The sequence below is a fragment of the Symbiopectobacterium sp. Eva_TO genome, assembly GCF_053848865.1.
In genome coordinates this window covers 3345325-3356493 of sequence record NZ_JBSPEY010000004.1, presented here as the reverse complement: position 1 = coordinate 3356493, position 11169 = coordinate 3345325, and the positions used below count along the sequence as shown (strand labels likewise).

The 11169-nt window shown below is 48.4% G+C and carries 6 protein-coding genes and 6 pseudogenes; 5 read left to right on the top strand and 7 right to left on the bottom strand.

All coding sequences use genetic code 11. The features are described from left to right. Window positions 1-4: 4 nt before the first annotated feature. Window positions 5-670, bottom strand: a complete 666-nt coding sequence (locus tag ACWWJF_RS19795; protein WP_455870384.1) for a gp53-like domain-containing protein — start codon at window positions 668-670, stop codon at window positions 5-7. Window positions 671-1030: 360 nt separating this feature from the next. On the opposite strand from ACWWJF_RS19795, the gene ACWWJF_RS19790 reads away from it, so the two are divergent. Then, window positions 1031-1243: a Com family DNA-binding transcriptional regulator gene (locus ACWWJF_RS19790; protein ID WP_455870383.1), complete on the top strand. Its 213-nt coding sequence runs from the start codon at window positions 1031-1033 to the stop codon at window positions 1241-1243. Next, window positions 1188-1907 (top strand): Mom family adenine methylcarbamoylation protein, encoded by a 720-nt coding sequence (locus ACWWJF_RS19785; protein WP_455870382.1) that lies wholly within the window; start codon window positions 1188-1190, stop codon window positions 1905-1907. Before ACWWJF_RS19790 ends, ACWWJF_RS19785 begins: the two co-directional genes overlap by 56 nt. Window positions 1908-2033: 126 nt before the next feature. On the opposite strand, the pseudogene ACWWJF_RS19780 reads toward ACWWJF_RS19785, so the two are convergent. Further along, window positions 2034-2195 (bottom strand): annotated as a pseudogene (locus ACWWJF_RS19780) (transposase); the annotation flags it as partial. Window positions 2196-2288: 93 nt separating this feature from the next. Between ACWWJF_RS19780 and ACWWJF_RS19775 the strand changes: the two are divergent. After that, window positions 2289-3080 (top strand): annotated as a pseudogene (locus ACWWJF_RS19775) (integrase core domain-containing protein); the annotation flags it as partial. A 59-nt stretch (window positions 3081-3139) separates the two neighbouring features. Here ACWWJF_RS19775 and ACWWJF_RS19770 read toward each other — a convergent pair. Further along, window positions 3140-4279 (bottom strand): annotated as a pseudogene (locus ACWWJF_RS19770) (IS4 family transposase); the annotation flags it as partial. A gap of 269 nt (window positions 4280-4548) precedes the next feature. Here ACWWJF_RS19770 and ACWWJF_RS19765 point away from each other — a divergent pair. Continuing rightward, on the top strand, window positions 4549-5718 hold the full coding sequence (locus ACWWJF_RS19765) for an O-antigen polymerase (RefSeq protein ID WP_455870381.1): 1170 nt from the start codon (window positions 4549-4551) through the stop codon (window positions 5716-5718). 144 nt (window positions 5719-5862) lie between these two features. Here the strand turns inward: ACWWJF_RS19765 and ACWWJF_RS19760 are convergent. The 3 genes and pseudogenes from ACWWJF_RS19760 to ACWWJF_RS19750 form a co-directional block, all read right to left on the bottom strand. Next, window positions 5863-6000, bottom strand: a pseudogene (locus ACWWJF_RS19760) (IS630 family transposase); the annotation flags it as partial. A gap of 189 nt (window positions 6001-6189) precedes the next feature. Beyond that, a pseudogene (locus tag ACWWJF_RS19755) lies at window positions 6190-7520 on the bottom strand (IS4 family transposase). A 78-nt stretch (window positions 7521-7598) separates the two neighbouring features. After that, a complete protein-coding gene (locus tag ACWWJF_RS19750; protein WP_455871182.1) occupies window positions 7599-8504 on the bottom strand; it encodes an IS630 family transposase in 906 nt (301 codons plus the stop codon). A gap of 245 nt (window positions 8505-8749) precedes the next feature. Between ACWWJF_RS19750 and ACWWJF_RS19745 the strand changes: the two are divergent. Then, window positions 8750-9958, top strand: a pseudogene (locus tag ACWWJF_RS19745) (IS256 family transposase). A 526-nt stretch (window positions 9959-10484) separates the two neighbouring features. Here the strand turns inward: ACWWJF_RS19745 and ACWWJF_RS19740 are convergent. After that, window positions 10485-11117, bottom strand: coding sequence for a hypothetical protein (locus tag ACWWJF_RS19740; protein WP_455870380.1), 633 nt, complete (start codon window positions 11115-11117; stop codon window positions 10485-10487). Window positions 11118-11169: the final 52 nt, after the last annotated feature.

Sequence of the window (11169 nt, the reverse complement as noted above, 5' to 3'; positions counted from 1 at the left end):
TCCTTCAGAAACCAATCGCCAGAACCACCGTTTCAAGACCGTTATCCACGGTCACCCTGACGGTCGCATTATCGACCAGATGGGCTGACTGGGACTGCTCATCGGCCCAGAAGTTTATCGCCGCGCCAGCATAGCCGATACAGAACAATCCTTTGGTGGGAAACTTTATGGGCAGCGGGAAATCATATGTTCCTGTCCCTTTGTCTTTTCCGTATCTCGCCCACTGGATAATTAACCCCGTATCCCCGCATTTCCACCATCCGTTGACCTCACGCTTTGCCGTATTCGGTTGGCCGTAGGCCCCTTTGGGCTGGAAGGTATTTCTCAGGTAAACGTTCAGCCATTGATTGCCCCACATGCTACCGTAGATATTGCCGTCATGGGCTATCCTTGCAGCTCCGGCATACACGGAAGAAGGGGCACGAAAACCACCGTCTTTATGGAAAACGTACTCACCACCACCGTCACTGCCGTTGTTCAGTCGAACACCATCACCGCCCTTGTCTTTGAAGAGCCACATGCGAACGCTACCATCCTGATTATGAATACCCAGATGCTTGCGATCATCCCCCTTCAGTGAGAGTACACCACCCTGTGAAATAATGTCGCCATTGACCGTTCCGCCAGTCCGTTTATCCAGTGCATTTTTTGCACAATCTACCGTTTCCAACAAACCAAGGTTTTTTGTAAAAAAGGATTTTGCCTGTTTCCTGCCAAAATAAGGCTAAATCATGGCTTGATGAGGAAAATATATGACAAAAAACACTGTATTTACCGTTCAAATTTTAGCCAAAATGCCGATTTAGGGCTAAAATCGAGGTTTTGATTAAATTTTAATCTATTTTGGGGTGTTTTATGTACAGTGAAATCGCACTACTTACCCCCTGTCGGATAACATAAAACATCAGCGATATCGACGATCAATAAACTGTTATCGATCGTCAAAACAGATCAATTACAGTGGCTTAATCACATTCACAATACTTGATGTGTAACATGATATTCCTTGATTAAGTAGGGATATCAGAAGATGTTACAAGAGATACGTTGCTGTGGTTGTCACCGGTTGCTGGCAAAAGCAAACGCGATTTACATCCAGATCAAGTGTCCGCGTTGTAAAGCATTTAATGAAATGAGGATGAACAGTCCCTCAGCCAGCGTCTCCGAACGCCAGTCGGAGACCGGAAATGAAGCGCGCACATACGTCACGCATTCTCACACCACCCCAGCCCATTTTCGATAATGACCAGATTGTTGGATACGGCTCACACGAATTGCGGGTAGAAACCATCGCCTGCTGGCTGGCCCGGGTCATTGTAACAAGTCGGCATTATAGCCGGCGGTTTGTTAATAATTCCTGGCTACATCTTGGGGTATTCTCCGGCAGGGCTTTGGTTGGCGTGATGCAGTGGGGATACGCCCTGAATCCTAACAGTGGCGCAAAAGTGGTCTCTGGCACGGGGAATCGTGAGTATATGGAGCTTAACCGCTTATGGCTGCATGATGACATGCCTAAAAATTCAGAGTCACGAGCGATCAGCTACGCACTGAAAACTATCAGGTTACTTTATCCTCAGGTGCAATGGGTACAATCCTTTGCAGATGAGCGCTGTGGGCGTTGTGGCGTGGTGTATCAGGCGAGTAATTTTGAATATATCGGCAGCCATTACTCACGATTCTATGAGCTTGATGGTGAGTGGTATCACGAAATAGCCCGCAACGCGATCACGCGAGGCGGCAAGCGAGGAGAATACCTGAGGGCCAATATAGCGCGTGCAACTGTTCATCGCTTCCAGCAGTTCCGATATATCCGCTTTTTGGACAAACGCGCGAAGAAGCGCCTCAACACAAAATTATTTAAAGTGCAACCTTATCCTAAGCCGGAAACATTAAAACCAAGTTCATGATGTTTTAGGGACAATAAAAGCGTTACATCAGTACAGCAATTGGTATCAAATAATTTTTATTTGTGTGATTTTTGAGCGTATCAAATATTTTGCCTTTCGGTATCAAATGATTTGCCGCGCTATATGGTATTGCTTCTTCCACTTAAACAAAAGGCTGGGCTGGATGCCATGCAGGCGGGCTACATGGGAGACGTTCATCCCCGGCTCCATTGTCTGCTGAATGATGGCGATTTTCTCTTGCGGAGTTTTACGCTTACGGACTTCTTGCCCTAACAGGATCCCGGTCATTTCAAAATTAGCATGATTGTTAGACATATATCTAAGCCTATCTCTTATCTGGAGATACAGCTACTGTCTGGTGTTACAGGGGGCTACATCATCCCGGCTCATGGCCAGCACCGGACCAGTAATGAGCTGCGTAAAAAAGGCGTCTTCATTTCTGGCAGCGGTGTGCGCTCCATCTGGCAACGACACGATCTGGAAAACTTTCGTAAGCGCCTGAAGGCACTTGAGGAAAAAGTTGCCAGAGAAGGCATCGTACTTACTGATGCTCAAATCGCTGCACTGGAGAAGAAGGCGCACGACGACGAAGCCTGTGGTGAAATAGAGACTGCTCACCCGGGTTATCTGGGGTCGCAGGACACCTTCTACGTGGGTAATCTGAAAGGTGTTGGCCGTATCTACCAGCAGACGTTCGTGGATACGTACTCGAAAGTGGCGCACTGCAAGCTTTACACGAGTAAAGCACCGATCTCTGCCGCCGACCTGCTCAATGATCGCGTGCTGCCGTTCTACGAAGCTCAGGGGCTGCCAATGCTAAGAATACTGACGGACAGGGGGACGGAGTACTGCGGTAAAGTGGAACAACATGACTATCAGCTGTACTTGGCTATCAACGATATAGACCATACGAAAACGAAAGCGATGTCTCCGCAGACAAACGGTATCTGCGAGCGCTTCCATAAAACTATTTTGCAGGATTTTTATCAGGTTGCGTTCCGTAAGACGTTATACGAGGACCTAGAAAGTCTACAAAAGGATCTGGACAACTGGTTGTGGCATTACAATAATGAGCGAACTCATCAGGGTAAAATGTGCTGCGGGCGTACGCCAATGGCCACGTTACTTGATGGTAAACGAGTCTGGGCAGAAAAAAATCTGAACCAGATTTAATCTGACAGACACCTGTATAAATAACCGGTAACTGTCAGATCAGGTCTGAGCTAATACATCAGTAGGTAAGCGCCATGAGTCTCGTCGGAATCAAAGAACAACATTGCGTCCAGCTCTGGACAGGTTCGTCCCATACGCATTAAATAGGCGATGCGCCATGCCACGATCATGAACAGCGCCAATGCCCGCTCAATGCGATCCACGGTCGATAACTGTAACGCTTCGACACAGCAGCCGTTCTTCAGCACATTGAAGAACATCTCGATTTCCCATCTAGCCCGATACCAGTCGATCAGCTCCACGATATCTTCTCGTCCTTCAGGTACGCGATTGCTCAGCAACCGCCACTCGACCGGCTTCACGCCTGCTGGCGGCTCAATTTCCTTGGCTATCACACAAGTCACTGCCAACCCGCAACGCAGCGACACTCGCTTCACGCGCAGCGCCTGTTTCACCGTACGCGCCTTCTGCCCCGCGCGAGCCGCCATAACGAATTGGATTTCTCCCACCGGCACGGTCTTTCCAACCTTCTGCCAAAGCTTCTCATTACAGTCCAGACTGCGATTATGAGTCGAGCGGATCAACCAGTCAGCCGGAGTGCCAAGGTCATCAGCGAGCTGCATCAACGCCTTGATATCCGCTTCGCGATCGGCTAAGTACACCAGACGTGTGTTTGGCAACTCCGAGGCGAGTTCAGCAACTCGCTCGTATCCCTCGAGCCAGCGCGTACTCTCCTTGATCCCATCGCGTTTTCCGTCTGCATCCTTCGGCTCTCTTGCCCACATCCACGCATCCAGTACGCCCAACCCCACGCGATCCGGACTGACCGCGTAGGTCGGATGCAGGTACAGACCACGCCTGGCTTCGTAGTTCAAGGGACCCAAGCCTTGGATTTGCTGCCCGTTGAAGTCAAGCTCGGTAGTGTCTTGGATACACAGCACAACCTCGTGTTCTCGGAGCCTTTCCTGCGTACGCTGCCAGTGAGGTTGCAGAATGTCTCGCCATTCGAATGCTTGGTTCTCCATGAAGCGGTAAGCACCCAGCGTCTCAGACCATCCGAGGCACGCATGCGGAATGCTGGCTTGCGGATTCTCAGCCAGCCGTATCAAAAGCCCTTTGGCGCGCTTATTGAGCCTCGTGTCACCAAGATTTACCCCTTCCAGTTCTTGGTGTGCCCAGCCATCTGAATCCCGTATCATTTTTCAGCGCCGTAAATGGCGATAGTACACGTCGGTTTCACTTCATTTACAACCCCACCGGCTGCCTATTTCAGCCCGCTAACCCTTGGCATATAAGGCGTTGCGGACTTGTGTATAACGAGGTGGGATAGGGTGGGTGCGGAGGTGATCTCGTTTAGGTATTTGCAATTGCTCGCTGCATGCATGATAGACTACAATATGAGTTTGTTGTTAAATAATTCATAATGTTATGTATGAATTTCAAACCTATTGATTATTGGTGGTGAGTGATGGCCTTTTGGTTGTTTTCTGCCTTATCTGGTTTTTATGTGTTATTTGGCTTCATCTATATGTCTTATCCAGACTTGAAGCCATTGGGGGCCATGGATATTGATGGCGTTCCAGAAAGCGTTCTGTTGGTTTTCGCTGTAGGGTATTTATCTGTAGCAACTGGTTATTATATAAACTACAGAATGCGCACACCAAGACTATCAACTATATCAAAGCCATATTTTCAGCACTTTTCTTCAGTGCTTTATATGCTTTTATCAGTATCTCTTTTTTTGTGGGGAGTGAGTTTTTATGGTGGCTACATAACATTTTTAAATACACCTTACTCTCCAATATTTGAATTAAGTGATAATGAATTAAAAGATGTTTTGATTTCCACGTCAGGACTTTTATCTGTCTTCTCAATTTTATCTTCAATGTCCGGCAGTGCAGGTAGATTCAAAAAAACAATAATTATTTTAATAGGCGTTGTGATTACCACTTCAATATTCATTCAGGGAAGAAGAGAGTCACTGCTAATTCTTCTCGTTTGTATTTTTGCACACAGATTAATGGTAAAAGGAGTTAGCATTAGAAGCATAATAAAATCAATGCTAATAGCTTTTATCGTTGCTTTAGTTGCAGGCATAGGATTGTATATAAGAGAGGATACTGCAACATCTGGGGGTAATATATTTTCCGCAATTGGTTATGCGATAATTTACGAAACCCATTTCACAATAGCTACTCTTGCCAATGAAATCAGAACTCACCTTTTTGATGGCTTTGAGTACAGTGGGATTGGTAGTCTATTACAACCAATTCTTTTTATAATACCAAGTTTCATTTTTTCTATTTTTGGGCTAAGTAAAACGGAGTCTCTTGGGTTAAACATTGCCGAGCCCAAACTATATGACGACAAGGGCGGGGCTTTTATTTTTTCTCACGGAATTCACTCTCTAGGATATGTCGGTGTTGTGGTAGATGGATTGATAATAGGATTCCTTCTTTCTTACTTTTACAAGATAGCAAAAGAAAAAGGGATGATCTTTTTCTACTTCCCTATTGTTTCGCTTATACTAGTTGCAATTAGGAAAGATGTTACCTATGGAGTTAAATACATATCACTCCAGTTTATGTTGATTTTTGTTTTTTATATTTTTTATTCGGTTTTACCAAAGAAAAGATAACAAATAGCAACCCCAACGACTTGTTATCTATCGGAGGGGTTGCGTTAAAATCAAGACCAGTAATCTCCGTCAAGATGAATAACATCCCCAGCAGATAAAGCAAAGGGAAGTAAGTCAGTTACTAAATAGCTGTTCCTAATACCGCTACACTTTTGCCTGTCCATGTTTTCCACTGGGAAACGGGCTGACGGTTTCCATGAAGCGGCGAACCTTGTTCAGTAACTGCCACATTGAACAGCATTGATGATTGCGGGTAATGGTTTCATGCAACGCCTGCCATAACCCATATCGTTATACACATCTTTTGGCCATTTTTTGAACAGGATGCTCAGAACCCCGTGAATTAAGGCATTCAAGCCATCCCATTGGCTTTTTGAGGTTCAAAATGCCACTCTGAGATAAACCCGTAACTCATTGATTAAACAGTGCGTTAGAAAGATGTGTATAACGATATGGCCATAACCCACCTCGTTATACACATCTCTGTTCGTGCCTGAGCGCGCGTAGCGTTTCGGCGGCCGTCTGACTTTCTGCAAGCCTTTCCTGATAGTTTTTGCGCCTGGTTCACCGTCGCCTTTTCGAGCAAGAAAGCCTCCGAGTTGCGCAACTAAGCGCAATACTTCGTTTAGCTTAGGGCGGCCCTTGGGCATACGCTTGTTCATCAGTAGGTAAGCTCCATGAGTCTCGTCGGAATCAAAGAACAACATTGCGTCCAGCTCTGGACAGGTTCGTCCCATACGCATTAAATAGGCGATGCGCTATGCCACGATCATGAACAGCGCCAATGCCCGCTCAATGCGATCCACGGTCGATAACTGTAACGCTTCGACACAGCAGCCGTTCTTCAGCACATTGAAGAACATCTCGATTTCCCATCTAGCCCGATACCAGTCGATCAGCTCCACGATATCTTCTCGTCCTTCAGGTACGCGATTGCTCAGCAACCGCCACTCGACCGGCTTCACGCCTGCTGGCGGCTCAATTTCCTTGGCTATCACACAAGTCACTGCCAACCCGCAACGCAGCGACACTCGCTTCACGCGCAGCGCCTGTTTCACCGTACGCGCCTTCTGCCCCGCGCGAGCCGCCATAACGAATTGGATTTCTCCCACCGGCACGGTCTTTCCAACCTTCTGCCAAAGCTTCTCATTACAGTCCAGACTGCGATTATGAGTCGAGCGGATCAACCAGTCAGCCGGAGTGCCAAGGTCATCAGCGAGCTGCATCAATGCCTTGATATCCGCTTCGCGATCGGCTAAGTACACCAGACGTGTGTTTGGCAACTCCGAGGCGAGTTCAGCAACTCGCTCGTATCCCTCGAGCCAGCGCGTACTCTCCTTGATCCCATCGCGTTTTCCGTCTGCATCCTTCGGCTCTCTTGCCCACATCCACGCATCCAGTACGCCCAACCCCACGCGATCCGGACTGACCGCGTAGGTCGGATGCAGGTACAGACCACGCCTGGCTTCGTAGTTCAAGGGACCCAAGCCTTGGATTTGCTGCCCGTTGAAGTCAAGCTCGGTAGTGTCTTGGATACACAGCACAACCTCGTGTTCTCGGATCCTTTCCTGCGTACGCTGCCAGTGAGGTTGCAGAATGTCTCGCCATTCGAATGCTTGGTTCTCCATGAAGCGGTAAGCACCCAGCGTCTCAGACCATCCGAGGCACGCATGCGGAATGCTGGCTTGCGGATTCTCAGCCAGCCGTATCAAAAGCCCTTTGGCGCGCTTATTGAGCCTCGTGTCACCAAGATTTACCCCTTCCAGTTCTTGGTGTGCCCAGCCATCTGAATCCCGTGTCATTTTTCAGCGCCGTAAATGGCGATAGTACACGTCGGTTTCACTTCATTTACAACCCCACCGGCTGCCTATTTCAGCCCGCTAACCCTTGGCATATAAGGCGTTGCGGACTTGTGTATAACGAGGTGGCCATAACCGCTCTACATGATTTACCCATGGTGAGTACACCGGCTGATAAATAACCCTGAATTTCGGGTTTTCTTCCAGCCAGCGCTGCGTCTCCCGGCTTTTGTGAATAATGTAGTTATCAACTATCAGCGTGAGCGTTTTTGCCCGTCTGTACGTTGCTCTCAGATGCTCTAACATACTGATAAACAAACACGAACTTTTACTGTTTCCTCCAACATCGCTGACTTTTCCCGTCCCGCTGTGTAATGCACCCGCCAGATAATATTTCTCGTTCTGGCCCGGCGTCACGATGCGTTTCTGCTTCCCGCGAACCTGCCAGTCCCCGCCAATTTTGGGATTCAGATGAATATCCACTTCGTCTTCGTAAAAGACGGGATGTTCCGCGCTGCATTGTTCCAGCGCCATCGCGATGGCCTTCATTTTTTCTTCCTTATGCGGGTCGCGGATACGCAGCGTAGGAGCTGCGCGTCGCCACACCAGACCGGCAGAAGGCCGCCAACGGCGCACCGTGGAAGCATGCAACTGGCAACCGGTTATCTCATTGATTTTTATCGCTAGCAGTTCCGTGCTCCAGCGCGAACGCTGATAGCCAAAATCATGAGGGGAACGCTTTACGAGCTGGATTAACAGTGCGCAGATCTGTTCAAACGGCCAGCGACGGCCACGACCGGGCCGCAGAGATTTGAGACCTTCAATGCCGTACAGGGTGAGCCAGTTAATCCATCTGCCGATTGACGAACGGGCGCAGCAAAGCATTCTGGCGACATCGCTCACGCGCTCGCCCCGGTGCAACATCAGGATGGCGGTCAGCCTGCGGGCGTGATTCTTGTCACGCGTTTTATGGAGAGTTTTCTTCATCAGGCGTCGTTCGTTACGGGGTATCGGTGCTATGCTCGACATCGCTCAGTCCGGTTGATGATTTGGGATCTTTATCGATTGATCAGATCGCTCAACTCGGACTGAGTTCCCTTCAGGTGATCTACTATTCGGAACAGTTATTTAGACCGTTATTGTTAGTTAATGTCATTCCTGACCCTGTACATAAATTTGTGTAATTGCCTGATTTTGATATGTTCAATCCAACATCAAAAACAGGTTAATTTATGGACGAAAAACAGTTGCAGGCTCTGGCTAACGAACTGGCCAAAAATCTCAAAACCCCTGGCGATCTCAGCCAATTCGATCGCCTGCTGAAGAAAATCAGCGTTGAGGCTGCTCTCAACGCCGAAATGTCCCACCATCTGGGCTACGATAAAAATCAGCCCAAACCGGGGGCCAACTCCCGCAACGGCTATTCCACAAACACCGTGACCACCGGCGATGGCCCTCTGGAACTACGTACTCCGCGCGATCGTGATGGCTCCTTCGAACCACAACTGGTGAAGAAAAACCAGACCCGGATCACCGGGATGGATAACCAAATCCTGTCCCTGTACGCCAGAGGGATGACCACCCGCGAGATAGCGTCTGCGTTCAACGAGCTGTATGACGCGGATGTCTCACCGGCGCTGGTCTCGAAGATCACCGACGCGGTGATGGAACAGGTTACTGAATGGCAAAATCGTCCACTGGATGCAGTCTATCCCATTGTTTACCTTGACTTTATTATCCTGAAGGTCCGGCAGGACAGTCGCGTCATCAATAAATCCGTGTTCCTGGCACTGGGTATCAACATCGAGGGCCAGAAAGAACTGCTGGGTATGTGGCTGGCCGAAAACGAGGGCGCGAAGTTCTGGCTCAATGTGCTGACAGAACTAAAAAACCGCGGCCTGAACGATATCCTCATCGCCTGTGTCGACGGTCTGAAAGGCTTCCCGGACGCCATCAACGCGGTGTATCCGGAAGCCCGCATCCAGCTGTGCATCGTGCACATGGTACGCAACAGCCTGAGGTTCGTCTCTTGGAAGGACTACAAAGCCGTCACACGCGACCTGAAAGCCATCCATCAGGCCGCTACGGAAGAAGCAGGCCAGCAGGCGCTGGAAGCATTCGCCAGCGCATGGGACAGCCGCTATCCACAGATAAGCCGGAGCTGGCAGACGAACTGGAGCAATCTGGCAACGTTCTTCGCTTACCCGGCTGATATCCGCAAAGTCATCTACACAACCAACGCCATCGAGTCGCTGAACAGTGTGATCCGGCATGCGATTAAAAAACGCAAGGTGTTCCCGACTGACGACGCAGTGAAAAAGGTGGTGTGGCTGACAATCCAGTCAGCCTAACAGAAATGGACGATGCCACTGCGGGACTGGCGTATGGCAATGAGCCGTTTTATTATCGAGTTCGGTGACCGCCTGGACGGTCACTACTGAGAAAGGCATTTACACAGAATCATGTACAGGGTCCCGCATGTTACGCCGCTAATTTTCCCATCATCATAAGACGCCGATACATAGTCGCAGGCATCCCCAGCCCGATGATAAAAGTTGATGCTTCCATAGCCTGATGTGGTGGTGAATACTGAATAACTTCCGCCAATCTTGACTATTGCGTGCGCATCGGAATCACCGATAAACCACAACTCCAATTTAGATTCATCACCAAAATCAGAGTGTGTATACCGATGGCTTATGGTTTGTTGTGAAAGGTAGCGCCTTGCTTAAGATATTGCGCTCCCTGTCCTTTTTATCGAAATGGTTATGCACCTGAAATGCCGCAAAGATAACCAAGGAAATCACACACAAGACTATTGCCAGTAAGCATAATTTTTTTATTATTTTCTTTATGTCACGATAAATTTCAGCTGACGTAGACTCACTCATCCCAACCTCCTTAGTCAGGGTAGATGTGATGGGAATGGCAAAAGAAAACCCGGCGTGCCGGGTTTAGTTTGATTGTTCAGTGAAGTCTATCTTTGCTTATCAATAATAGGCGGTGACTATGACAGTCTTTGTCATTACCCCAACAGAATTCAGCCCATGTAGTATAAAAGTCATCCCAAGAAGTCATAAACGTCAATGGGCGAGACTCTTGCGTACCATCTGATACGTATACATGATAGCCAGTTGTAGACATGGCCCACGATATCATCGTCTCCCAAAAGCGTCGACCATCAATGGTTTGCTCTTCATCAGACACGACTATTGAGTAACTTTCAAGAAAGAATTGGAAGAAGAGTTTCGGCAGGCCACGCACCGTATTTTCATGCCGAGCCTGCACAATTCTCCACACCAATATCTGCGTACATGTTTTCTTTGCATCTATGATGTCGTCGCGGATAATAAGCTTCACAGCATAGACGGTTTCCGGATCCTGAGCATCAGTAACTAAACGGTAATGTTCATCGTTACGAGACTTAACCAAGCGATAACCAAAAGGCACAACAAAGCCAGGCAGTGAGAAGTCTACTGCGCCTTTTTGCAGGAAAGCATGGGTGTGCTCAATGTTGTTTCTGACAACACTTAGCTTTCTGTCAAAGTCTGCTTCCGGGATCATGTATGGCATGGTTGCGTTCTTAGTTGCTGTTTGCATATGTCCTCCAGAGTGATCAGGAGTCCTTTTTCTTGCGCACGTGAATCGATTA

Excerpts from the sequence above, each read along its gene's own strand:
- ACWWJF_RS19790 (WP_455870383.1), top strand. The coding sequence starts at position 1,031 with ATGTTACAAGAGATACGTTGCTGTGGTTGTCACCGGTTGCTGGCAAAA.
- ACWWJF_RS19785 (WP_455870382.1), top strand. The coding sequence starts at position 1,188 with ATGAAGCGCGCACATACGTCACGCATTCTCACACCACCCCAGCCCATT.
- ACWWJF_RS19765 (WP_455870381.1), top strand. The coding sequence starts at position 4,549 with ATGGCCTTTTGGTTGTTTTCTGCCTTATCTGGTTTTTATGTGTTATTT.
- ACWWJF_RS19750 (WP_455871182.1), bottom strand. The coding sequence starts at position 8,504 with ATGAAGAAAACTCTCCATAAAACGCGTGACAAGAATCACGCCCGCAGG.
- ACWWJF_RS19740 (WP_455870380.1), bottom strand. The coding sequence starts at position 11,117 with ATGCAAACAGCAACTAAGAACGCAACCATGCCATACATGATCCCGGAA.